The sequence below is a fragment of the Paenibacillus brevis genome, from assembly GCF_018919145.1.
GTDB lineage: Bacteria > Bacillota > Bacilli > Paenibacillales > Paenibacillaceae > Fontibacillus > Fontibacillus brevis.
This window is the reverse complement of record NZ_JAHLQJ010000014.1, coordinates 1-23,581: the sequence shown is the minus strand read 5'-3', so window position 1 is coordinate 23,581 and position 23,581 is coordinate 1. Positions and strand designations below refer to the sequence as shown.

21 protein-coding genes are annotated in these 23,581 nt (G+C 48.2%); 15 read left to right on the top strand and 6 right to left on the bottom strand.

The window, feature by feature from the left end:
* Nucleotides 1-145: 145 nt before the first annotated feature.
* The 3 genes from KQJ23_RS16115 to KQJ23_RS16105 all read left to right on the top strand — a co-directional run bounded on the left by KQJ23_RS16115 (nt 146) and on the right by KQJ23_RS16105 (nt 3,484).
* Complete coding sequence (locus tag KQJ23_RS16115) at nt 146-1,042, top strand: 23S rRNA (adenine(2058)-N(6))-methyltransferase Erm(C) (RefSeq protein WP_430522308.1); 897 nt, start codon at nt 146-148, stop codon at nt 1,040-1,042.
* A 194-nt stretch (nt 1,043-1,236) separates the two neighbouring features.
* Nucleotides 1,237-2,313 carry an AI-2E family transporter gene (locus tag KQJ23_RS16110; RefSeq protein ID WP_249529828.1) on the top strand — a complete coding sequence of 359 codons (1,077 nt, stop codon included), beginning with the start codon at nt 1,237-1,239 and terminating at the stop codon, nt 2,311-2,313.
* Between the two features lie 256 nt (nt 2,314-2,569).
* Nucleotides 2,570-3,484, top strand: a complete 915-nt coding sequence (locus KQJ23_RS16105; RefSeq protein ID WP_216479937.1) for a tyrosine-type recombinase/integrase — start codon at nt 2,570-2,572, stop codon at nt 3,482-3,484.
* An 88-nt stretch (nt 3,485-3,572) separates the two neighbouring features.
* On the opposite strand, the gene KQJ23_RS16100 is transcribed toward KQJ23_RS16105, so the two are convergent.
* From KQJ23_RS16100 to KQJ23_RS16080, 5 genes are all read right to left on the bottom strand, one after another.
* Nucleotides 3,573-5,342 carry an ABC transporter ATP-binding protein gene (locus tag KQJ23_RS16100; RefSeq protein ID WP_216479935.1) on the bottom strand — a complete coding sequence of 590 codons (1,770 nt, stop codon included), beginning with the start codon at nt 5,340-5,342 and terminating at the stop codon, nt 3,573-3,575.
* Nucleotides 5,342-7,093 carry an ABC transporter ATP-binding protein gene (locus tag KQJ23_RS16095; RefSeq protein WP_216479933.1) on the bottom strand — a complete coding sequence of 584 codons (1,752 nt, stop codon included), beginning with the start codon at nt 7,091-7,093 and terminating at the stop codon, nt 5,342-5,344. The genes KQJ23_RS16100 and KQJ23_RS16095 overlap by 1 nt, the downstream gene beginning before the upstream one ends.
* 123 nt (nt 7,094-7,216) lie before the next feature.
* Nucleotides 7,217-8,272: a sensor histidine kinase gene (locus tag KQJ23_RS16090; protein WP_216479932.1), complete on the bottom strand. Its 1,056-nt coding sequence runs from the start codon at nt 8,270-8,272 to the stop codon at nt 7,217-7,219.
* Entirely contained in the window at nt 8,265-8,942 is a 678-nt protein-coding gene (locus KQJ23_RS16085; RefSeq protein WP_216479930.1) for a response regulator transcription factor, read from the bottom strand. The genes KQJ23_RS16090 and KQJ23_RS16085 overlap by 8 nt, the downstream gene beginning before the upstream one ends.
* Before the next feature lie 54 nt (nt 8,943-8,996).
* Nucleotides 8,997-9,764 carry a TetR/AcrR family transcriptional regulator gene (locus KQJ23_RS16080; RefSeq protein WP_216479929.1) on the bottom strand — a complete coding sequence of 256 codons (768 nt, stop codon included), beginning with the start codon at nt 9,762-9,764 and terminating at the stop codon, nt 8,997-8,999.
* A 206-nt stretch (nt 9,765-9,970) separates the two neighbouring features.
* On the opposite strand from KQJ23_RS16080, the gene KQJ23_RS16075 reads away from it, so the two are divergent.
* The 11 genes from KQJ23_RS16075 (at nt 9,971) to KQJ23_RS16025 (ending at nt 21,199) form a co-directional block, all read left to right on the top strand.
* A complete protein-coding gene (locus KQJ23_RS16075) occupies nt 9,971-10,948 on the top strand; it encodes an ATP-binding cassette domain-containing protein (RefSeq protein WP_216479927.1) in 978 nt (325 codons plus the stop codon).
* Nucleotides 10,948-11,784: an ABC transporter permease gene (locus tag KQJ23_RS16070; RefSeq protein ID WP_216479926.1), complete on the top strand. Its 837-nt coding sequence runs from the start codon at nt 10,948-10,950 to the stop codon at nt 11,782-11,784. The genes KQJ23_RS16075 and KQJ23_RS16070 overlap by 1 nt, the downstream gene beginning before the upstream one ends.
* A gap of 149 nt (nt 11,785-11,933) precedes the next feature.
* Nucleotides 11,934-14,192, top strand: a complete 2,259-nt coding sequence (locus tag KQJ23_RS16065; RefSeq protein WP_346779415.1) for an ATP-binding cassette domain-containing protein — start codon at nt 11,934-11,936, stop codon at nt 14,190-14,192.
* Between the two features lie 151 nt (nt 14,193-14,343).
* Nucleotides 14,344-15,357 carry a stalk domain-containing protein gene (locus KQJ23_RS16060; RefSeq protein WP_216479923.1) on the top strand — a complete coding sequence of 338 codons (1,014 nt, stop codon included), beginning with the start codon at nt 14,344-14,346 and terminating at the stop codon, nt 15,355-15,357.
* Nucleotides 15,358-15,628: 271 nt separating this feature from the next.
* Nucleotides 15,629-16,957: a right-handed parallel beta-helix repeat-containing protein gene (locus KQJ23_RS16055; protein WP_216479922.1), complete on the top strand. Its 1,329-nt coding sequence runs from the start codon at nt 15,629-15,631 to the stop codon at nt 16,955-16,957.
* Complete coding sequence (locus KQJ23_RS16050) at nt 16,954-17,520, top strand: nitrous oxide reductase accessory protein NosL (RefSeq protein WP_216479920.1); 567 nt, start codon at nt 16,954-16,956, stop codon at nt 17,518-17,520. The genes KQJ23_RS16055 and KQJ23_RS16050 overlap by 4 nt, the downstream gene beginning before the upstream one ends.
* 5 nt (nt 17,521-17,525) lie before the next feature.
* Complete coding sequence (locus KQJ23_RS16045; RefSeq protein WP_216480063.1) at nt 17,526-18,347, top strand: ABC transporter permease; 822 nt, start codon at nt 17,526-17,528, stop codon at nt 18,345-18,347.
* A complete protein-coding gene (locus KQJ23_RS16040; protein ID WP_216479919.1) occupies nt 18,340-19,086 on the top strand; it encodes an ABC transporter ATP-binding protein in 747 nt (248 codons plus the stop codon). The genes KQJ23_RS16045 and KQJ23_RS16040 overlap by 8 nt, the downstream gene beginning before the upstream one ends.
* Nucleotides 19,083-19,625 carry a TlpA family protein disulfide reductase gene (locus tag KQJ23_RS16035; protein WP_216479918.1) on the top strand — a complete coding sequence of 181 codons (543 nt, stop codon included), beginning with the start codon at nt 19,083-19,085 and terminating at the stop codon, nt 19,623-19,625. The genes KQJ23_RS16040 and KQJ23_RS16035 overlap by 4 nt, the downstream gene beginning before the upstream one ends.
* Before the next feature lie 78 nt (nt 19,626-19,703).
* Nucleotides 19,704-20,543: a sensor histidine kinase gene (locus tag KQJ23_RS16030; protein ID WP_216479917.1), complete on the top strand. Its 840-nt coding sequence runs from the start codon at nt 19,704-19,706 to the stop codon at nt 20,541-20,543.
* Nucleotides 20,540-21,199, top strand: a complete 660-nt coding sequence (locus KQJ23_RS16025) for a response regulator (RefSeq protein WP_216479916.1) — start codon at nt 20,540-20,542, stop codon at nt 21,197-21,199. Before KQJ23_RS16030 ends, KQJ23_RS16025 begins: the two co-directional genes overlap by 4 nt.
* A gap of 77 nt (nt 21,200-21,276) precedes the next feature.
* Here the strand turns inward: KQJ23_RS16025 and fabF are convergent, their stop codons facing one another.
* Complete coding sequence (gene fabF, locus KQJ23_RS16020; protein WP_216479915.1) at nt 21,277-22,512, bottom strand: beta-ketoacyl-ACP synthase II; 1,236 nt, start codon at nt 22,510-22,512, stop codon at nt 21,277-21,279.
* 121 nt (nt 22,513-22,633) lie between these two features.
* Here fabF and KQJ23_RS16015 point away from each other — a divergent pair, with 121 nt between their 5' ends.
* On the top strand, nt 22,634-23,473 hold the full coding sequence (locus KQJ23_RS16015) for a helix-turn-helix transcriptional regulator (protein ID WP_216479913.1): 840 nt from the start codon (nt 22,634-22,636) through the stop codon (nt 23,471-23,473).
* Nucleotides 23,474-23,581 lie beyond the last annotated feature (108 nt).

Below are 23,581 nucleotides of genomic sequence, written 5' to 3'. Positions count from 1 at the left end.
TAGGGTTGACACTCATCTTATCACTTAAGGAGAGAAGTCTCTTATGTATTGCATCGCTTTCATGCGTATTCGTTAATGACAGGTACAGAACAAATTTAGCCCTTTATGCTATCGATAATTTTTTCGGTAATAGGGTTTATTTGTGATGTGCCTTTTTCATTTTCTAATACGAATGAATGAGGTGCTTTTTGCTATGTCTAAAAACAAACGTCGATGTGCTTCCAATTTCCCCGGAAGGCATCTATTAATCAATAAATCTTTGATCCAAGAATTGGTGCAGCTTGCCAAGCTTCAAGGGGGCGATACTGTTCTTGATCTCGGTGCGGGAACGGGCGCACTTGCAATTCCGCTAGCGGAAAAGGCCGGGAAGGTCATTGCCATCGAGAACGATCCTGTCAGCGTCGAGAAATTAAAATTCAGAGCAGGAGAGAAAGCTAATGTCATTGTGAAGCAACTGGATCTTCTTCAATACCAGCTTCCAAGTAGTCCGTTTTGCATTGTTGCCAATATCCCATTTTCTATTACAACGCCTATCTTCGAAAAATTTCTAGGTCATTCATCCTTCCTGGAACGGGCAGTTTTGATACTGGAAAAAGGAGCCGCGAAACGCTTTACAGCGTTCCCCGTGACCAATCCGCAAATTTTGGCATGGAGGCTATGGTATGACATCCGGATTACGCGAACGGTCATGCCGGAGTGCTTCTCGCCGCCTCCCAGAGTGGAAGCGGCCGTTGTGACCGTTAATAGAAGAAAAAATCCGGCGATTCCCAATGGGCATCGAGGAAAATTTAAGGCCTTTGCTTCGCATGTCCTTCATGATCCCCAGCAACCTTTTTTCGAAGCGGTCAGAGATATATTCACCACCCCGCAAATTGCCAAGCTGGCGAAGGCTTTGCGCATTGATCGTGCCCAGCCGATTTGTTCTTTGAACGTACAGCAATGGGAGGAGCTGTATCTTGCCATGCTTCAACATGCGGCTTCTTATCGATGGCCAAAAGCCCGCAAAGGAGCAAGCAAGTTGTCTCCGAAGCGCAAAACATAATTCCATTGCGGAAGTTAATGTTGAGTTAATTCTCTTCTATTATTATGGAAAGGGTAGGATAGCTTGTTGCAGGTGATGCCAAATTCAATTCCCGGCTTGCATTCGCTTGGCAATATAAGTAACATCACTTTATGGGGTATCTAGAGAGAAGATTTTTGAGGCCCGAAATATGCGGATTCGGAGGAAACCAGTTGTTGATTAAAAACAAATCCATTCTGTTCAGTTTATTTGTCGCTTTGCTGCTGCTCATCATTTATTTAGGCTCCAAAGTAAGCTTCATTTTTCAGCCCTTCCTGTTATTATTTCAAGCGGTTGCCATTCCATTATTATTGTCGATGTTCTTGTATTATCTGTTAAGACCGGTCGTCAAGTATATGGAGCAGCACAAAATCAAACGAACACCTGCGATTCTGATCATTTATGTCGTGTTTACGATCATCTTGCTTTGGTTCATCTTGAGCCAATGGCCAAAGTTAACGGATCAAATGGTCAGCTTGGTGAATGGGTTCCCTGATATTCTGGCAGATGTCAAATTCCAGCTTAGCAAGCTGGAAAATAACGAATGGCTGGCCTCTGTGTTCCCATCGGATAACAATATCGTCGCTACCATTACAGAGTTTTTGAATAAAGGATTCTCTTCGATTACGAATTATGTGGGCAAGTTTTTCTCCTTTGTCTCTAACTTTGCAATTATTCTGTTCACGACACCGATTCTTCTCTTTTACATGCTGAAGGAAGGGGATAAGCTGGGCCGCAAAGCGGTTCGTGCAACCCCGGTACGCTTCAAGCGCGACATGCTCAGCATAATTACAGATATCGACAAGATGCTTAGTGGATTTATAGTAGGCAGAGTGCTGGTTAACCTAGCTTTGGGCGTGTTGATGTACATTGGATTTCTTATCATCGGACTGCCCTATGCCTTCCTGTTAACCGTAGTGGCTGTTATTGCCAACTTTATTCCAGTGATCGGGGCGATCCTGTCCTCCGTTCCGATCATTATTGTAGGCCTGACCCAGTCACCTGCTACAGCGGTGTGGGCCCTTGTCATCATTCTTGCGGCTCAACAGGTTCAAGATAATCTGATTGCCCCGTATGTATTTGGCAAGAGCATGGATATTCATCCGTTAACGACAATCATTCTGGTGCTTGGAGTAGGGAATATTAGCGGAATCCTGGGCATGATTATTATCATTCCGGTATACATGACATTGAAAATTATTGTTGTCCGTGTATTTCAGATCTTCTTCAAGCGGAAGTGGCAGCGTCTGTAAACTCTATAGCTCAAAAAGCGGTAAAAGACAGTCAATCGACTGTCTTTTTTGTTTTAAAAACGATTAATGCAATATACCGATAAAGCAGTGCAGGAGAACTGACTTGATCGTTTTTTTGTGCTAAAATAAATACGCCAAACACGTATTTTGCGCACTTTTGGTTTAAAGGCATTGCATCAGGAGGGGATGACAAGTTATCCGCATTATTTGTCCCCTATTTTCAGGCATAATCATCAAGAATAAGCGAGGGATAGCATTGAACACCAAGTATGACATCGAAGACATGTATGCTGAGCCGATCCAAGCCTTCCAGGTATGGATGAAGCAATCCGGTTACACGGAGGCCACGCGAAAAGAGTATTTGAGAGAGGTCTTTGATTATTTGAGTTCTTTAGATGAAGCGCCTGTGCAGCAAGCGGGCAAGCTGAATGTGGTCAGCTTCCTCGTAACGAAGCAAGAGAAGGCCGGGGATCGGACACGCAACCGGACGTTGTCTGCGATCCGTTCGTTCTATGCTTCCTTGATTGACTTTGAGCTGGCCACGCGTAACCCGGCTATGGAAGTAAAGAAATCGAAGACAGAGAGGAATAAAAATCCGGTCTATCTGGAGGAGCAGGATCTGCAAAAGGTGCTGCACTATGTGGGCGGGCGGTTTCGTGAACGGAATCTGGCCATTTTTCTGCTTATGGGCTATTGCGGTTTGCGGGTGGGAGAGGTTCATCGGATCAATATCTCTCATTTTAAAAAGGAGAAGGGATCTCTTGAGGTGCTTGGAAAGGGAAGAAAATGGAATGAGATTCCGCTGCCGGTGATGGTAACAGAGGTGCTGCTGCGAGCCGCTGAGGAGCGAATTTCTCCCTTTAGCGCCAAAGAAGAAGCCTTCTTCGTATCCCAAAAGGGGAGAAGACTGTCCATCCGCCAGATTCAGAAAATTGCGGCACAGGTGTTTGAGGCCTATAAGCTGGATCATCCGCATTTGACGGATATGAAGCTGTCCTGCCACAAATTACGTCATTCCTTCGCTACACTGCTGCTGAATCATAATGTAGACATCCGTGTCGTCAAGGAATTGATGGGTCATGCATCCATTGAGACGACGATGATCTATACACATATCAATGATGAACAGAAGCGAAATGCTATGTCGGCGATTGAGGTACCGAAGATCTAAAAAAGGGCGCAGCTCTTTCCGCTTTGAATCGGAAGGAGCCTCGCCCTTTTTATTTAAAGTGTAAATACTAGGATAATGCCTTAATGCTTTATGATGCCTGCTCGAACTGGCTGTTGTACAGCTCGGCATAGAAGCCTTTCCTAGCCAGCAGCTCGTCATGGCTGCCGCTCTCGAGAATATCGCCATCCTTCAGCACGAGAATCACGTCGGCATTCTTGATGGTGGAGAGGCGGTGAGCGATAACGAAGGAGGTTCTGCCCTCCATGAGCTTATCCATGGCTTGCTGGATCAGCAGCTCTGTGCGGGTATCAACCGAGCTGGTCGCTTCATCAAGGATGAGCATAGGCGCATCCTTGAGCATCGCACGGGCAATTGTGAGCTGCTGCTTCTGACCGGCTGACAGATTAACTCTGTCGTTTAGCACAGTGTCGTATCCGGCGCTCAAGGTCTGGATGAAATGATGCAGGCCAACCGAGCGGCAAGCATCTTCAATTTGTTTATCGGTAACTCCTGTCTTGTTATAGACAAGATTTTCACGAATCGTACCCTCGAACAGCCAGGTATCCTGGAGAACCATACAGAACAGATCATGAACATTCTCTCTGGTCAGACTACTGATCGGCTTGTCATCGATGTAGATTTCACCGCCGTTAATCTCATTAAAGCGCATGAGCAGGTTGACGAGGGTTGTTTTCCCTGCGCCTGTCGGACCGACGATGGCAATCTTTTGACCAGGCATAACCTCAGTTGAGAAGTCCTTGATCACCGGTTTATCCGTGTTTTCGTAAGTAAATTGTACATGGTCAAATTTCACTTTGCCTACTGCGGTGTTGAGACGATCACTCTTATGTGCTTCATTATCCATTTCCTCAGCTTCCAGAAATTCAAACACGCGCTTGCTGGCCGCTGAAGCTGACTGTAAGCTCTGTGCTGCCTGAGCAATCTGGGAGAGCGGTTGAGTGAAGTACCGTACATACATGATAAAGGCAACGATAACACCAAAGGATATTTTTCCGTTCATGGCCATGACTGCACCGACGACGCAGACAGCTACGAAGCCAAGGTTCCCGATGAACATCATAATCGGCATCATCAGGCCGGAAAGGAACTGCGCCTTGAAAGCACTATTTTTCAGGTTGTCATTCAGGTTCTCGAATTCAGTACGCATGCGATTTTCGCCATTATAAGCTTTCACGACGGTATGCCCGGTGTATACTTCTTCGACATGACCGTTGATTTTACCTAAATACTCTTGTTGGCTGAAAAAATACTTCTGGGACTTCTTCATAATGACCGACATCAGGGCGAAACCAATCAGGGTAGCTACAATTGCAGTAACCGTCATAATTACGTTTGTCTTGAGCATCATAACAAGGGAGCCGACCAGCATGGAGATGGCGGTGACCAGCATCCCGATGCTTTGGTTCATAGCTTGCCCAATCGTATCCACGTCGTTGGTTACCCGGGACAGAATATCGCCGGTAGTCGACTTGTTATAGTAAGAGATTGGAAGCCGGTTGATCTTGCGCGAGATATCAGTCCTTAATTTCTTGGAGACGCGTTGGGTGACGATCGACATGATAATCCCTTGCATCATCGACAATAGGGTGCCAAGCGCATATATAAATACAAGGAAGAGTCCAATAGAAGTAACTTCCTTCAGATCAATGCCGTTAACTAGACCTGCGGTGATTAAATCAGTCATTTCTGAGAGCTTATCCGGCCCGAGCAGGGTCAATACGGTACCGATTGCCGCACTTAGGATGGCGATCACAATGACAGGGATGTGGCTTTTACAATAACGGAGAAGTTTGCCCCAGGTGTTAGAATGATTAGATTTCTCTTTGTTCTTACTCATTATGCCAGCTCCTCCTTCGAAAGTTGCGAGTAAGCAATCTCTTGGTACACATCACAGGTTTCCATCAATTGTTCATGGGTTCCCATGCCTGCGATTCGGCCATCTTCCAGGACAATAATCTTGTCCGCATCCTTTATCGTACCGATCCGCTGAGCCACGATAAGCATCGTTGTTCCGCTTGATTCCTTCTTCAGCTCACTGCGCAGCTTGCGGTCCGTCTTGTAATCGAGGGCAGAGAAGGAGTCATCGAAGATCAATATTTCCGGACGACGGGCAATAGCTCTGGCAATGGATAAGCGCTGCTTCTGTCCGCCGGAGAGGTTGGAACCGCCCTGGGCCACATGGGCCTCATAGCCGTCCTCCATTTTCTCAACGAATTCGGAAGCCTGCGAAGTATACACGGCATCTACAACATCATAGACAGCATCCCGGCCATTGTCGCCAAACGCCACATTGGAGGTTACCGTCCCGCCGAACAGAATTGCTTTCTGGGAGACATAACCCAGCTTGTTCCGGAGAGCGGCTTGTTCGTATTCGTTCACGTTTACGCCGTCCACGAGGACCTCGCCCTCTGTAGCATCATAAAAGCGGGGAATCAGATTTACTACCGTACTCTTGCCGCAGCCGGTTGAGCCGATAAATGCGACAGTTTCACCCTTTTTAGCCGTAAAGCTGATGTCCTTAATCACATAATCCTCGGCATCCGGATATTTAAAGCTGACATGTCTGAACTCAACTTCACCAACTCGTCCGACCGGGGAGGAGGTAAGAGGTCCATCAAGAAGGCTTGGCTTGGTGTCGAGCACTTCGTTGATTCTCTTTGCGGACACATGTGCGCGAGGCATCAAGATAAAGATCATAATCAACAGCATAAAGGCCATGACGACCTGCATGGCATAGGAGGAGAAGACGATCATATCCGAGAACAGTCCAATCTTCGCCGGAGCTGCGGCATTCTGAATCAGTATCGCACCAATCCAGTAGATGGCAAGACTTAGACCGCTCATAATCATAGAAATACTTGGCATCATCAGGGATAGAACATTGTTGGCAAACAGGTTGGTCCGGGTCAGCTCATGGTTTGCTTCACCGAATTTTTCTTCCTGGTATTCATCCGCGTTATAAGCTCGAATGACCCGAATTCCGTTCAAGTTCTCACGCGCTACACGGTTCAGGTTATCTGTGAGCTGCTGGAGCTTCTGGAACTTCGGCAAGACCAGTGTAATGGCTATTCCGACGATTACGATAAGAACAGCTACGGCGGTTCCCGTTGCGAAGGACCACTGCCAGCTCTTGCCTGTAATCTTCAGAATCGCCCATACGGCAAGAATCGGGGCCTTGATCAGCACCTGCAAGCCAATAACAATCAGCATTTGAACTTGCGTAATGTCATTCGTGGAACGGGTGATCAAGCTTGCAGTTGAGAAGTTGTTGATTTCTTCCATAGAGAAGGATTGCACCTTATCGAACAATCTGGAACGAAGCCGTGCGGAGAAATTAGCCGCAATCTTGGCTGCAATTCCAGCCGCGATAATCGAGGTTACCAGACTGCCCAAGGCACACAGCAGCATCCAGCCGCCAGCCGTCCAGATTTCGCTCATTTCACTGTTCGGCGTTTGTACGAGCCGGGTAATATCGCTCATATAGCCGGGCATTTCGAGATCCAGCCAGACCTGTGTCGCAATGAACAGAAGGCTGATACAGATGAGCATCCATTCTTTTGGGTTTAAGTACTTAAGTATTTTTAGCATTGCTGTGACTCCTTTGCAGGTTGTTGATATGTATATTACTAGATAAATATAAACTCAAAGTTAACTTTTCTGAAAAAAGAAAAAGGACCTGAAAGTTACCATACGGCACTTTCAAGTCCTGGTTTACATCGAGAGCGGCAGCGTTACCGTGAAGGTTGTTCCCTGGTTCAGACTGCTGTCGCAAGTAATCGTTCCTCCATGCAACTCAACAATCTGATGGGCTATGGAAAGCCCAAGCCCATTGCCTGCGGTGGAGTGGGAGGCGTCCTGTTGATAGAACTTATCGAAGATCCTGGGAAGGGCATCTGGATCGATGCCGGGTCCGTTGTCCCGAATAAGGATGATAAGGCGCTCTTCTTTTTTCTTCATCTCAATCTGAATGGAGCCGCTCTCAGGCGTGAATTTTATCGCATTATCCAGGAGGTTCAGCCAGACCTGATTCAACAGCTCCTTGTTGCCGGATATTTCCCGATCCTGGACGTGGACATCCAAAGCTAATTGCTTTTTGTCAATCTTGGCTGCAAGCAGCAGGACACATTGGCGGAGCTGTTCTCCGACATTGAAGTGATCTTTATCGGTGAGAATGGTCTGAGCTTCAATCTTCGAGAGCACCAATACATTGGAGGCGAGGGAAGCAAGTCTGGCGGATTCTTCGATCACAATGTCGAGATACTCGTCGCGTTCCTCCTTGGACAGGTCATCATGCTTCAGCACCTCGGCAAAGCCTTTGATCGACACAATCGGAGTCTTGAACTCATGAGAGAAATTATTGATAAAGTCTTTACGCAGGATCTCAATACCGCCAAGCTCTTCGGCCATTTTATTAAAGTTTTCCGAGAGCAATTGGAATTCGGGAGGGCCCTCCAACTCAAGGCGAATCGAAAAGTCGCCCTTGGCGAGTCTGGCGGTCCCATCGATGAAGGTTCGAATCGTCTTAACCATTCTTCGGCTTGTTACTGCCGAGATGGTCGTGCCGATAATCGCACAGGAGATCAGCAAGATAATCGGAAGATAGACGCCGTCCCGGCCAATTTCATTATTTAGCAATCCAAAGAAATGAGCCATGAAGAACAAGGCTCCGGTAATCGAGACGGTGATCAGGAAAATGAAAAATACAGCCAGCGAGAAGTAGATCGGCAGACTGATTCGGCTATGCAGCTTGTGACTCCATTTATTCAATGTGTCTCACCGCCTTGTAGCCGAGTCCACGAACAGATACAATCTCGAATTCGGGATATGTCTCGAACCGTTTTCGCAGCCGATTAATATGGACATTGACCGTCGTGTCGGTACTCTCGCTTTCCATTCCCCAAATCTCATCCATCAATTGGATTCGGGTGAAGATCCGGTCCGGATATGATAGCAGCTTGTAGAGCAGATAGAATTCCTTCTGGGGGAGGGTCTGTTTTTCATCTTCGCGGGTAACGGTCAGCGCATCATGGTCGAGAACTACCTTGCCTACCGTCAGTTTTCGGGCGTTCGCAATCTGGGAACGGCGAAGTAATGCCTGAATGCGTAAAAGCATCTCCTCCGTATCGACCGGCTTCGTCATATAATCATCGGTCCCGAGCCGGAACCCTTTCTTCTTATCCTCCGGAAGCTGCTTGGCGGTGGCCATCAGAATCGGGATCTGGCTATCCGCGGCGCGTACTTCCTGCGCAAACTCATAGCCGTCCATATTCGGCATCATGATGTCCAGAATAATGAGGTCAATATGCTGTACTTCAAGCATTTGAAGCGCCTTGACCCCGTCTTCAGCTGTAAATACCGTGTATCCTTCACGCTTAAGCACCGTTTCCATTAATCTTCGCACATGCTTATCATCTTCTACGACAAGGATATGGATCATGGTTCCACTCCAGTTCTTTTTAAAATTCTGAAAGTGCTTGGCATAGCCAAACGCTTACTTTGAGGATTCCTTGATCAGCGCGGCTGTACCGGCGATAATACGCTCCAGACCGAATAGATAGGCATGCTCCGGACTATAGGCGCTTTGATGCATCTCGCCTGCGGCATTGCCCACGCGAGAAGAGACGGGAAAGCGGCTCCAGTCGGTTATATTATCGAGCACGGGAGACAAGGTGAGCCACCATTCGTTATCGTCCTGCCCGGAGGTGGCTTCGGTTCGGTTCATGCTGAACTGCAGCCGCGCACAGCTCTCCACATGCATGAGCAGAAGCGAGAGAGTGGAGTCCATCTCGATATCGGATAGACCGATGCCATCCAGCGCGCATAATTCCAGCTCGTATTTGAGCACAACATGGGGGCCCAGCACGGGTCTTCTGCCGGAGAGGTCGACAATCCAGGGATGCTTCCGGTACAATTCCCAATTGGTCTTGGCAATGGAGCGCATCGCCTCGCGCCAATCCCCTCCGCATGCTTCCCGAATATCAGTATCGCCTTCATACAGATCCGCCTGAGATTTGTCTAGCATCAGGTCTAGCAGCTCGGACTTGCTGGGCACGTAGGTATATAACGACATGGCGCCAACTCCAAGACGCTCCGCCACCTTGCGCATCGACAACTGCTCGATGCCGTTCTCATCGGCTATCTCCATGCCGGCAGATACGATCTTCTGTACGGTTAGGCCGCTTCGGCCCGGTACAGTCTGCGAGCCCCACAGGAGACTCAAGCTGCGGGCATAATCATTCGCTGATTGATAAGTAGTCATTGACGACATAACTCCATTCCCGTGATGTGATAATACCATTATACACGGGAGCATTGACAGTTAAAAGCAACAAATGATACACTGTACCGTACACTGTACGAATATGATTTGCGGTAGAGGTATTAAGCGCAAAAACGCGTTTCATTCTCGTGCGGAATTAACAAGGCCAGATGTATTACTGGCTCTTCGAAAGGGGAATGCATGCAATGGGAGCCGGAGCGTATGCTATTCAAGCACGCAATGTGAAGAAGCAATACGGAAGAACGAAGGAGGGACCGGGGCTGAATGGTCTCACGCTGAACGTGCCGACAGGATGTATCTTCGGCCTGCTCGGGCCGAATGGGGCCGGGAAGACGACCGCGGTCAAAATATTGACGACACTGCTCCGCATGGATGAAGGCAGCGCTACTGTCGCAGGATACGACGTGAGCAAGGAGGGGCATCTCGTCCGTTCAAGGATCGGGCTGGCAGGACAATACGCTGCTGTCGACGAGCAGTTGACGGGCTACCAGAACCTAGAGATGTTCGGACGGCTGAATCGATTGGCGAAGAAGCATGCGAGCAGACGTGCCGAGGAATTGTTGACACAATTCGATCTGGCAGAAGCGGCGAGCAGGGCCGTGGGCAAATATTCGGGAGGGATGCGCAGACGGCTTGACCTTGCTGCCAGTCTGATCGTGTCGCCGGATGTGCTGTTCGTCGACGAGCCGACGACCGGTCTGGACCCTCTTGCCAGGCAAGAAGTGTGGGGAGCGATTCGCTCGCTGAAGGAAGCGGGGACGACTGTGCTGCTCACTACGCAATATTTGGAAGAGGCGGATCAGCTTGCGGATCTGATCTCTATTCTGAAGGACGGAAGAGTGATCAGAGAAGGCACGCCTGAGCATCTGAAGTCATCGTTTGGCGGCGACCGCTTGGAGGTAACGGTACTGAGACAAGAGGATGTCGTGGAGGCGGAACGTATTCTGCACGGGATCGGAGGAGCTTCAGTTGTTGTAGACAAAGCCGCGAACCGAATCAGCGTGCCGGTAAGCGACCGCACGGGCTCGCTCCTCAAGGCAGCAAGCGCGTTCGCAGACTCGGGGTTCGAGCCGGAGGATATGGTTCTGCGAAGACCCACCTTGGACGAAGTATTCATTCATTTTACAGGACAGAACGGATTAACGAATAAGGAGGAGTCCTGATGATTGCAATGCACCGTAAAGTGAACACTATTCAGCCCTCAGCTGCCACACGTATTCGTTATGCCTACACCGATGTATGGGTATTGTCGAAGCGGGAATTGCTGCATTGGGGAGGTAATCCTTGGGGAATTATGATCGGCTGGCTGTTCCCTGTCATGATGCTGCTCATGTTCGGCTATCTGTTCGGGGGAGCGATGGCAGTTCCGGGGGGAGGGTCGTACTTTGAATTTCTCATGCCGGGCATGTTCGCGATGACCATGTTCTTCGGCGTAGAGAGCACTGTCATGGCAGTAACGACGGATGCCTCGAAGGGCGTCACGGACCGTTTCCGGTCCATGCCGATTCATGCTTCGGCTGTTCTGTTAGGGCGATGTATGGTCGATATGCTTAATTCGATCATTGGGCTGCTTGTGTTGATCGTAACAGGTCTACTGCTCGGCTGGGGATGGCATGAAGGTGCAGACCATGCGCTTGCGGCGTTTGGCCTCCTGCTGCTGTTGAGATTCTCGCTGCTGTGGGTTGGTATCTTCATAGGTCTTCACGCAAAGAATCCGCAAAACGTGTCCATGGTGCAACTGCTCGTATGGCCGGTGGGCTTCCTATCGAATGTCTTTGTCGATACGACGACGATGCCCGCCTGGCTTGGAGCCATCGCGGAGTTTAACCCGCTGTCGGCGACATCGATGGCGACAAGGGAGCTATTCGGCAATCCAGGCCTGCGCGGCGAGAGTTGGATGTCAGAGCATGCTATGCTGCTCGCCGTAGGCTGGCCCCTATTGCTCCTGGTGATTTTCCTGCCGCTGGCGGTGCGGGGCTATAGAAGGTTGAACAGGTGAGGTCATGAGGAACAAGCGTTCTGAAAGACTGGGTTTCGAAGTGTCATTTCTATATATTTGTGTATTTTAATTTGGTAATATTAAAATTATGTTCAAGAGCTTGATGAATGGTTAGATTCATTCATTATTCTAAAATCGGAGGGAAGTCAGTGACGAGAGAATCCAGTCTGGAGTACATTGTTATCTCGGGCGCAAGGGAAAACAATTTAAGAAATGTATCCTTAAAAATTCCTAAGCGGAAAATCACCATTTTCACCGGAGTATCCGGTTCCGGCAAATCATCCATCGTGTTCGATACGATAGCTGCAGAATCCACTCGGTTGCTGAATGAAAACTTCAGCATGTTCGTGCGGAACTTTCTGCCCCGCGTACCCCAGCCGGATACGGATGCCATCGAGAATCTGAGCATGTCGGTTATTGTGGACCAGAAGCGTCTGGGGGGAGGATCCCATTCCACGATGGGAACGATTACCGATATCTCTCCCATTTTGCGGTTATTATTCTCTCGTGTGGGACAGCCTCAGATCGGGCAAGCTTATATGTTCTCGTTCAATGGTCCACAAGGGATGTGTCCCGAATGCAACGGACTTGGGCGCAAGCTGGGTGTTGACCTCAGCAAGGCTCTGGATTTGTCCAAATCGCTCAGTCAAGGAGCCATCCTGCTGCCGGATTATAAGGTAGACGGTTGGGAATGGAACATGATCGTCCAATCCGGCGAGTTCGACCTCGAGAAGAAGCTAAGGGATTATTCTGAGCGGGAGCTTGAGGAATTGCTCTATGCCAAGGCTCGGAAGGTGGAGATGGATTTTGCCGGAAAGGCCATGAATATAACCGTCGAGGGCGTTATAGAGAAATTCACCAATAAGTACATCAAGCAGGATATAAAAACGAAGTCTGAACGGACGCAGCGGTCCGTAGCCCCATTTATTTCAGAAGGGCCTTGCTCCGCTTGCCGCGGCGCAAGACTTAGCCAGGCTGCTTTAAGCTGCAGAATTAACGGGCTTAACATTGCCGAAATGTCGTCCATGGAAGTGGGTCAGCTGATTCGGGTGATCCGCGAGATTGATGATCCGGTCGCTGCTCCGATCGTCAAATCATTAACAGAACGGCTTCAGCACCTAGTGGATATTGGTCTGGAGTATTTGACGCTGAATCGGGAGACGGATACCTTATCCGGCGGCGAGTCGCAGCGCGTCAAGATGGTGAAGCATTTGAGCGGAAGCTTGGTGGATGTCACTTATATTTTCGATGAACCGAGTGTCGGTCTGCATCCGCGTGATGTCCACCGGTTAAATGAGTTGCTTCAGAAGCTGCGGGATAAAGGCAACACCGTTATTGTCGTCGAGCATGATCCCGATGTGATCAAGGTCGCGGATCATATTGTCGATGTGGGCCCGCATGCAGGCAGCCGCGGCGGCACGATCGTATATGAAGGCAGCTACGAAGGTTTGTTAGAGACGGATACACTGACGGGAACGCATATGAAGCGGCCGTTGCACCTGAAGCAGGATTGCAGGCAGCCGTCCGGCAAGCTATCTATCAAGAATGCTGAAATGCATAATCTTAGAGATGTAAGTGTAGATATTCCAACAGGCATATTGACTGTAGTTACAGGTGCAGCCGGGTCGGGTAAAAGCACACTGATCAACGAAATATTCCTCAGCCAGCATGCGGATGCGATCGTCATTGACCAGTCAGCAATCGGAGTATCAACACGCTCCAACCCCGCAACCTATACGGGCATCATGGATGATGTGCGCAAGGCTTTCGCATCGGCGAACAAGGTGAACCAAGGTTTGTTCAGCTTTAATTCCAAGGGAGCCTGTGAGAACTGCCAAGGCTTGGGCGTTGTATATACTGATCTTGCATTCCTCGACAGCGTAAAACTCCCTTGTGAAGTATGTGGAGGCAGACGCTTCAAGGAAGAGGTACTCGAATACAAGTTAGACGGCAAGTCAATTGCTGAAGTATTAGAGATGACGGTTGAGCAAGCTCTGGAGTTCTTCCAATTGAAAGAAGTTGTACGCAAGCTCAAGGCGCTGCACGATGTAGGGCTGAGCTATATTAAGCTGGGTCAGCCGCTCAGTTCACTCTCGGGCGGGGAATGCCAACGCATCAAGCTGGCCAGCGAGCTGCACAAGAAGGGCAGCATCTATGTCATGGACGAGCCTACAACCGGCCTGCACATGTCGGATATTGCTCATCTTCTTGAGATCATGAATCGACTTGTGGATGCAGGCAATACAGTGATTGTCATCGAGCATAACCTTGATGTGATCAGCCAGGCGGACTGGATCATCGATATGGGGCCGGACGGAGGCAGTAAGGGAGGACAAGTCGTCTTTGAAGGAACACCATCCCTGATTGTAGATGCGAAGCAATCAATAACAGGAAAGTATTTGAAGTAAACTAAATGTGATTCTCGACAAAATGACCCGATCATAAACAAAATTTGACCGACTCCGACAAAGCTAAAACAAATATCACAGACGGAGCAGGGAGTACAGTTCTACGATGGAGGGGATATAGCAACACAATACATATTATGGGAGGCGCTTTATGAAGAAAAGATTTCGGGTTTCATTCGCTCTTATGCTCTCAGTCATCATGGTCATGCTCGGTGCAATTCCCGCCCTGGCTGCGGAGGTTCCGGCGGACAAGTACACTTATGTGTTATCCGGCGAGCTAGGCTCGCAATCGGAGAAGATCGAGCTGGAGGATTACGATGATAATCAGGAGTTCCGCGATCTACTCGCCGAAGAGAATTACAAGATTGTGCTTGTAAAGGACGGCGCCGAGATTAAATTTACACCGAAGGAAAAGATGCGTGCCACAGTGAACTACTATCTCGTAGATGGAAGCTCCGGCGGTGCGTTGATCTGGACCATTGACGGTTCGGAGGAAATGACAAGTGAAATCGCAGCGAATAAGACGGCTACGGTTCAGCTCTCGAAAAGATATGGCGGCTTTTCCGTCGACCTGTACTATGTACTGAGCATTGGCGAAGGAGATCAAGTGTCGAACATCATATACAAGGTATCCGACGGCTCTTCCTCAACGGCTCCAGCATCCTCAGAGCAAGCCGCTGAGCCTAAGGATTCTCCGGCTGCACCTGCTGAAACAAAGCCGGAAGCAACGGTCAAACCAGTAACTTCAGCCACAGCCACGGTTTCCGTATCCAAGGTTTTGGTAGACGGCAAGCAGGTTGTCTTTGAAGCTTATAGCATTAACAACAACACTTACTTTAAGCTTCGCGATATTGCCATGGCCGTGAACGGAACGGATAAGAGCTTTGAAGTAGGCTGGGATGGCGAGCATAATGCGATTAGCCTGACATCCTTTGAGGCTTACACTCCTCAAGGCGGGGAGCTTGTTGTGTCCGCGAAGGCAACGTCTAAGAAGGCCGCATTGTCCACGTCCAAGGTATACCTTGATGATGAGGAAGTAGCCTTCACTGCCTATACCATTGGCGGCAACAACTACTTCAAGCTTCGTGACCTTGCCGATGCTTTGGGAATCACCATTACATTTGATCAAAAGACAAATACCATCGGGATTGTTACAGCAGACTAAATAAATAACAGTTTCTCTTATTCTTAGAGAGGCTTGTGAGCCGTAAATCGGCTTGCAGGCCTCTTTATTATTTTGTTAAGTCACAAAAGTTTCACAATCTTTCTGTACTCTATGAGAAATATCACTCGTAGGGGCTATTTCGGACCAATTGGGTTTCATTTAAGATACTTGTGGAAACCATGCGTATTTGTATTTTCTGCAACTGGAAAGGAGGATAAATATTTCTGATATATATCGCGGAAAAAACAGACTGGGAAGATTCTCGCTTTTCTTGATTAGCCTCACAGTGTTCTTATTGCCCTGCTATTCAGATTCAAGAGCGGCTGAGGAGAATGCCTCGCTTATTTCTCTTCAAGATATCGTTGACAAGGCGAGCCCGGGAGAAAGAATCGTTCTGCCGGATGGAAGCTATTTGGGACCGGTCCGCATTGATAAGCAGATCGTGATTCAAGCCTCGGAACAAGTCGTATTGGTTAACGATCATCCGGCTCCTGCGATATCTATACAAGCCGATGGCGTAGTGGTTCAGGGGATCCGGATTATACAGAAGCAAGGCGGGGATGATTCAACCGCAGTATCTGTACAAGCCGACGAAGTCATTCTTAAGGAATTGGAGATTCGCACACGCGGATATGGCATTCAGCTGCGGGACGCCCATGATGGTGCCTTGGAAGGCAACTATATTGCCTGGGACAGAAGCCAAGGGCCGTCCTCGCTGGGGGAAAAAGGGAATGGGATCGATCTGTACAAATCAAGCGGCAACCTGATCGAACAGAATGTCATCGTGAACATGAAAGACGGTATTTATCTTGATAACAGCAAGGATTTGATGATTGCGGATAACCAAATATTTGAATCGCGTTACGGTATTCATTGCATGTATGTCGATGGAACGAAAATTGTTGGAAATGTCGGCGAGTACAATATTACCGGTGCGATGATTATGGGCGTTCGAGAGGTTACTGTATCTTCAAATTCTTTCGCCAAGCAAAGAAGCAATGTAAACTCCCAAGGGATTTTGCTCTATGATGTTCGGGATTCTCTCGTCGAAAAAAATGTGCTGGAAGGCAACCGTGTCGGTATTTATCTTGAGCGCTCCAGTCGAAATGAATTGAGCTACAACTCGATCTCCAGAAACTTCGTCGGCATTCAATTTGTGTCTGCCGAAGACAATCTTATTCATTATAACGATTTCGTCGCAAACGTCATTGAGGCAGAAGCAACCAAGAGCGAATCCAATCAACTCCATCATAACTTCTGGGATATGGCAGATTTGCTTGATTTGGACGATGACGGAGTCAGTGAGCTTAGCTATGCGATCAATCCGTTTTACCGAAATTTAATTACGAGGATACCGGCCTTTCAGCTTTTCTTTCAATCGCCAGGAATCCATTTTTTAAGCACGATGGCAGAACAGGAGCGTCAAGGCTGGACAATAGATCATTCGCCAGGCATGAAGCTGAATATGCCCCGTATGAGCGTGGACGCGAGCACAGACAACAATTCACTGCCTGAAAGCATGTTTTTAACCATTGTGGCATCCATGCTGCTGCTTATTTCAGGCTTAACTATTATCTATTCCAGGGGGTCAAAGGAATGAAAAAAGGGATTATCGCTATTAGTTTGATGTTCGTACTTATTGCAGTCACGGGCTGTGGGAAGCAAGCGTATCAGCCGCAAGCCATTAATGAGGATGTTGATGTATGTGTAATCTGCAACATGCAGGTCAAGGATGATGCCTACGCTACGCAGATTGTGACGAAGGAGGGCAAGAGCCTCAAATTTGATGATCTTGGCTGCATGAATGAATGGAAGACCCAGAATGGCACCGAGGATATCGGAATGGAGTATGTCCGCGATTACAATGATAAAGAGTGGATTGAATATAAAAAGGCTACTTATGTTTATGACGCTTCAATCCGCACCCCTATGGCTTATGGGCTTGTGAGCTTCAAAGACAAGCCATCCGCTGAACAGTTCATTGAGGAGCAGGGTGTCGGGCAATTGCTAAGTTCCGAGGAGCTTGCCAATCATACCTGGGAGCAAAGCATGGACATGATGGATATGCATATGCATGAAGATGGTGAAGCCCATGATGAGTCGCATACTCATGAGGGGGCACACACCCATGATGAACACAGCGAAGATCAGTCGGGACATTGATTATGCTGTCTGATATGCTGCTTGTAGCCAAAAAAGAGATCAGAATCGGTTTCAGGAACCCGTGGGCGTACTCCTTTTTAATCCTATTCACGGTATTTAGCCTGAGCTTGCTATTAATTAATGCCCAGTATGAGGTCAGCGGGTACTCCAGTGTCACCGGTTCGATGTTAAGTTTAATTTTATACTTGCTGCCATTAATGTCGCTGTTCCTGGGATCTTTCTCGTTAACCGCGGAAAAAGAGGAGGGAAGCTGGAATTTGCTCTCTACGTATCCTTTGGGAACGACCTCCTTTATATTAGGAAAGTACATCGGCTTGTCTGTCGTCTTGTTAACGATTCTATTTTTTGGTTACGGTGTAATGGGAGTGGCATCCGGAATGGTTGGACAGAACTTTGAGATCCACACCTATCTATTATTTTTGTTCTTCTCCTGCGGATTAGTTCTTCTCTTCCTGACACTCGCTCTCTGGATAGGTTCTCTGGCGAAAAATCGTTGGCAAGCCCTGACGATCTCCGTCATGGTCTGGTTCTTCACCATCATAGCCTGGCCTACCCTTTTAATCGCTGGACTGGGGCTCTTTCCATACCTGTGGATTAAACCGCTGTTGACGCTTTTCACCCTTTTAAATCCCGCGGAGTTTGTAAGATTATTCGTCGTGATCAAGCTGGGGGGCGGCTCTGTGCTTGGTCCGGAATACTATCAATGGGTGAACTGGATTCAAGGATCATCCGGAAGTCTCTTGTTTCTTCTACTCTTCTTTCTCTGGCTTCTGTTTTCCTTAACCTGTGTCTGCTGGATTTGGGAAAGGAGGAGAGCGCATGTCTGAGCCTTTTGTTGCGGCGAGGAATTTGTACAAGACGATAAAAGGTCAACGGATTGTAGAGGATATTTCCCTTTACATGGAAAGAGGAAGCATTGTTGGATTATGCGGAGGAAATGGGGCCGGGAAGAGTACTGTGCTGCGCATGATTGCAGGAGTTCTGCAACCCACCTCTGGTGAAATCATTGTTAACGGAATGCAATGGAAACACGACAGAAAAAAGTTTGCCGGACAAATCGGATACATGCCCGATGATTATCAATTCCCTCACGGAATGACGGCTCGGGAAATGCTGCTGTTTTGGGCGGGGCTTCGCAAAGTATCTGAACAAAGAGTAAACGAGGTATTAGCTCTTGTCGGACTTGAAGATAAGAAGAATAAATTAGTAAGTACTTTTTCAAAAGGCATGCGTCAGCGTGTTCTCTTTGCACAATCCATGTTGGCAGAGCCCCGGTTGCTCATTATGGATGAGCCCACCAATGGGCTGGATCCTTATTGGATGAAGGAATTTGTCCAGCTTGTCAAGGACTTGAGACGCGGAGGGCAGAGCGTGATCTTCTCAACACATCAATTGGATATCGCTGAAGAACTGGCGGATGAGGTTGTCTTTTTGAATGAGGGAAGAAATTGCGGTGAAGGGGCTGTAACGGAATATCGTCAATTGTTTGGTGACTATCCGCTGCACCGGGCATACCAGCAGCTGATGGAATTGCATGCAAGTCAAGAGAAGGAAGCCGAGCAATGAAACTTCATTTACGATCGGCAGTCACCTGGTTCATCACATTGATAGCGGTAACCGCCTCGATTGGGGTTATTATATCCATAGCCGGCAATAATGAAGGCCAGCCTGCGATGCAACGACCAAGCATAGGGAGCCAAGCTCCGGACTTCGAGGGTGTAAATACGAATGGGGAGAAGGTCGGGCTTGCTGATTATCGGGGAAAAGTTGTGGTGATTAATTTCTGGGCGTCCTGGTGCGGTCCTTGCGTGAATGAGATGCCGCTTATTAACGGAGTGTTTCAGGATCATCCTGATGATGTTGCAACCCTGTTCGTCAATGCCGGTGAATCCAAAGGAACCATTATGGAGTTCTTAGCCGCTCACCAGTTCGAATTTCCCGTCCTTATCGATGCTACCGGGAAAATAGCGGGAGCTTACTCCGTAACAGGGCTGCCTGTTACCTATATTCTTAACAAAGATGGAGTGATCTCTCAGTCAATTATTGGTGAGATACAGAATAAGCAGCAATTAGATAAAGCTATTGAAGATGCCAGAGGGGATTAAATTTATTTAATCCTCTTTTTGTTCAGATTACAGTATAGTTTGATATATACATAGGTTGAAAAAATGGGGGATGGATGCGTGACCTATAAACAGATTAAGTGGATGATATTGTTCGTCCCGACATTAATTGTCGGATTGTGGGAATATGTTCGCCATCAATTTCTTATGCCTTACATTTCCATGGATTTGGGGAATTGGCTTACCCCGGTACTGGTTTACCTTGTCAGCGTCACCTTGCTGAATCAGTTATTCTCTCAACTGGAGAAGATCCAACAAGAGCTTCAGGTTGAACGGGCTCAGAAAGCAGCGTTGGAGGCCCGTGAGCAATTGGCGAAAGAGCTTCATGACGGCATTGCGCAGTCGCTCTTTTTATTATCCGTTAAAGTGGATCGTCTGAAGTTTACCCCAGACCAGAAGAGCCATGATGAAGCCGTATATGCGGTTCGTAAGACGGTTCACGAAGTAAATGGATACGTAAGACAAGCGATTGCCAGCCTTAGATACGCTACAAATACGCAAAATGAAGTAGCCATCCTGGAAACGTTGGAAGACAAAGTGAAGCAAATTACCAATGAAGTTCTGACTCCGATGGAGATTACCTGGACTCTTCCGGACGATGCCATGAGTCCAAGAGAGAAGGTTGAGATATTAGCGTGCATTCGTGAAGCGGTCGTAAATATTCAGAAGCATGCACGAGCTACGAAGGGATGGATTGCGGCAGCAGGGAACGAAAAGGCATGGAAAGTCAGCATAAGGGATAATGGGAAAGGATTTCAACCAGACCAAATTGATGATAAAGACAGCTTTGGATTGAATATCATGAAGACTCGAGCGGAAGAAATGAAATGGGAGCTTCGTATATTCAATCAAAATGAGCTTACAACGCTTGAAATTAGAAAGAGAGGAGAGGAAGCATGAAGACCCGGGTATTGGTCGTTGATGATAATGCGCATGCTAGAGAAGCGATATGCGAGATTATCTCAGGAGACGGACAATTCGAGATTATCGGCGTCGTTACGAGCGGCCAGGAAGCGATTGAATTCACCGAGCAATGGATGCCGGACCTGATTTTGATGGACATTCAAATGCCCGATATGGATGGCCTGGAAGCTACGCAGCGCATCAAGCTGCTGTTTCCGTACGTGAAAATTGTCATGATTACCGTCTCGGACGATATGTTTCATCTCCTAGAAGCCTTAAAGCGCGGAGCTCAAGGCTATCTCCTAAAAAATCTTGCCCCATCCACTTGGCTCAAATACTTGAATGCTATCGTCAATGAAGAAGCTCCGTTAAGCCGTGAGCTTGCTTTTGAGATTTTGAAGGATGTGTCCCTTCCGAATAGAAAAGAAGCAGCCGAAGCCGAAACCTTGACGTTGAGAGAGAAGGAAATATTGACTAATGTCGCAGATGGAATGACCAACAAGGAAATTGCCGAGAAATTGGTTATTTCAGAGCATACCGTAAAGAATCATTTAAAAAATATCTTGCAGAAGCTGCAGGTCCAAAACAGAGTTCAGCTAACCCGGTATGCCTTAGAGCAGGGGCTAATCTCGGGAAAAGGAAAGGATTTATGAATGGACGGCAAATTTGGGGCTTGCTTTAGGCCTAAGACTAGCCGGATTGGCTAATCCTAGGCTTATTCAAGCTCATATCATTCGAAGGATTTTAAGGCGATGACTGCGTTGTGTCCGCCAAAACCGAAAGAATTGGACAATCCGATATTTAATTTTGCTTCGCGGGCTTCGTTAGGCACATAGTCTAAATCACATTCGGGATCCTTCAGCTCCAGATTCATCGTCGGAGGGATGATGTTTTGTTGAAGGCTTTTTGCTAAGGCGACGGCTTCAACCGCACTGGCTGCGCCCAGCATATGACCGGTCATGGACTTGTTCGCCGTGATCGGGATCCGGTATGCATGATCTCCAAACAGCTTTTTAATCGCCAAGGTCTCCGAGCGGTCTCCGAGCTCTGTACTGGTGGCATGAGCACTGATTACGTTCACATCCTCGGGAGCGATGCCAGCCTCCTTCAACGCCAGCTTCAAGGCCAAATATGCGCCATGGCCCTCAGGGTGGGTAGCGACGACATGGTAAGCATCCGAGCTCGCCCCGTAGCCGATGACTTCGGCATAGATTCGGGCATTACGACTCAAGGCATGTGAGAGGGACTCCAGGATCAGGATTCCCGCGCCTTCTGCGATGACGAACCCGTCTCTCCCGGCATCGAACGGACGGCTGGCCCGAGCCGGTTCTTCGTTGCGCGTACTCAAAGCGGTGGCATTGCCGAAGCTCGCCAGGGCTATCTCGGTAACGGCAGCTTCTGCACCTCCGGCAAATACAATATCCGTGCCTCCTAAGCGAATTAACCGGAAGGCCTCTCCAATCGCTGTATTCCCGATGGAGCATGCTGTCACAGGGGAGACGCTGGCGCCCATGGCGCCATATTTAATGCTGATCATGGCCGCGGCCATATTCGATATCATCATTGGCACTAAGGTCGGGCTTACCCGTTCCGGACCGCGATCGCGAATCAATCCCGCTTGATCGAACAGGGTCTGAATCCCTCCAACACCCGACCCGACATACACGCTCATCCGTTCCCGGTCGATTTGCTCCAGAGACAGGCCCGAATCTTCCCAAGCTTGTTCAGCTGCGGCAACAGCGAATTGACAGAACCGGTCCATGCGCCGCGCTTCTTTACGCCCAAACATCTCGTCAGCATCAAAGTCCCGAACTAATCCCGCGATCTGGGATTTATGTCTGGAGGTATCAAAGGTGTCAATCGATGAAATTCCGGACTCCCCTTTAATTAAGCGATTCCAGAAGCTATCTACCGTATTTCCAAGCGGCGTAATCACGCCCATGCCCGTAATCACGACTCTTTCCATAACGTTGTCCTCCTTTGAGTAAGTTAAAATCATTGTGATCGATAAGTTATCCTATTACAAGTTATGGTTTATCCTAGTATAATGAATACCATGATATCGATAATGAAAGGGAGCAGATCACATGGAACGTGCAGCCAGACTCCAGGAATTATCCGCTTTTCTAAAGTCTAGAAGAGCGAAGATTCTTCCTGAATCGGTTGGTCTCGCTCCAGGCGGCCGCAGAAGGACGCCTGGCCTGCGAAGGGAAGAAGTGGCCCAGCTGGCGGGAGTCAGTACTACCTGGTATACCTGGCTTGAACAGGGAAGAGACATCAGAATGTCTGCTTCGGTTCTGGATTGCATCGCAAATGCGCTGCAGTTGACTTCGGATGAACGAAAATATGTATTTGCCCTGGCTATGGAGTCAGGCTCTGGTGCAGTGCCTTTCCAGGAAGAACGGACCGAAATCAGTCAGCCTCTGAAAAAAATCATGGATGAGCTGCGGTTTTGTCCTACCATCATCACAGACAGGCGTTATTTCATTGTCGGTTGGAATGAGGCAGCGGCTCACGTATTTTTAGACTTTGAGCAGATTCCATTTGAACAGCGCAATTTGATCTCTTTATTGTTTACAAGGAAGGAGCTGCAAAGGCTGGCCGTAAACTGGGAGCATTTCGTCAGAGGATTTCTTGCCATCTTTCGCGCTTATTACGGACAGTATATGGAGGATGATTGGTACGACCGGTTTCTTGAGGAGATGAAGCAGGTTCACCCCGGATTCGAACAGCTCTGGCAGGAAAGCGAGGTGAAATCGGCGCCGGAAGTATTGATTGAGTTTCGTCATGCAAAGGCAGGGAAGATGCTGTTTCATTTGACATCCCTGCAGGTGCAAGGCAGCTCTGATTTGCGCTGCAGCATCTATACGCCTGCGCCGGATTCTTTGACGGAAAACAAGCTGCAGAAATTAATGGGGAAGGAGTAAGGGCAATTAGCTGAAGATGGAAGCAAGCACAATAAATAAAGAAGCTGTCCCAAAAGTACACTTCGGGACAGCCTAAGCAAGAAGTTTAAGTATAGTCACGAAATACAC

Excerpts from the sequence above, each read along its gene's own strand:
- KQJ23_RS16080 (WP_216479929.1), bottom strand. The coding sequence starts at position 9,764 with ATGACTACTTATCAATCAGCGAATGATTATGCCCGCAGCTTGAGTCTC.
- fabF (WP_216479915.1), bottom strand. The coding sequence starts at position 22,512 with ATGGAAAGAGTCGTGATTACGGGCATGGGCGTGATTACGCCGCTTGGA.
- KQJ23_RS16025 (WP_216479916.1), top strand. The coding sequence starts at position 20,540 with ATGAAGACCCGGGTATTGGTCGTTGATGATAATGCGCATGCTAGAGAA.
- KQJ23_RS16075 (WP_216479927.1), top strand. The coding sequence starts at position 9,971 with ATGGGAGCCGGAGCGTATGCTATTCAAGCACGCAATGTGAAGAAGCAA.
- KQJ23_RS16070 (WP_216479926.1), top strand. The coding sequence starts at position 10,948 with ATGATTGCAATGCACCGTAAAGTGAACACTATTCAGCCCTCAGCTGCC.
- KQJ23_RS16115 (WP_430522308.1), top strand. The coding sequence starts at position 146 with ATGTGCCTTTTTCATTTTCTAATACGAATGAATGAGGTGCTTTTTGCT.
- KQJ23_RS16040 (WP_216479919.1), top strand. The coding sequence starts at position 18,340 with ATGTCTGAGCCTTTTGTTGCGGCGAGGAATTTGTACAAGACGATAAAA.
- KQJ23_RS16035 (WP_216479918.1), top strand. The coding sequence starts at position 19,083 with ATGAAACTTCATTTACGATCGGCAGTCACCTGGTTCATCACATTGATA.
- KQJ23_RS16050 (WP_216479920.1), top strand. The coding sequence starts at position 16,954 with ATGAAAAAAGGGATTATCGCTATTAGTTTGATGTTCGTACTTATTGCA.
- KQJ23_RS16100 (WP_216479935.1), bottom strand. The coding sequence starts at position 5,342 with ATGAGTAAGAACAAAGAGAAATCTAATCATTCTAACACCTGGGGCAAA.
- KQJ23_RS16060 (WP_216479923.1), top strand. The coding sequence starts at position 14,344 with ATGAAGAAAAGATTTCGGGTTTCATTCGCTCTTATGCTCTCAGTCATC.
- KQJ23_RS16095 (WP_216479933.1), bottom strand. The coding sequence starts at position 7,093 with ATGCTAAAAATACTTAAGTACTTAAACCCAAAAGAATGGATGCTCATC.
- KQJ23_RS16015 (WP_216479913.1), top strand. The coding sequence starts at position 22,634 with ATGGAACGTGCAGCCAGACTCCAGGAATTATCCGCTTTTCTAAAGTCT.
- KQJ23_RS16085 (WP_216479930.1), bottom strand. The coding sequence starts at position 8,942 with ATGATCCATATCCTTGTCGTAGAAGATGATAAGCATGTGCGAAGATTA.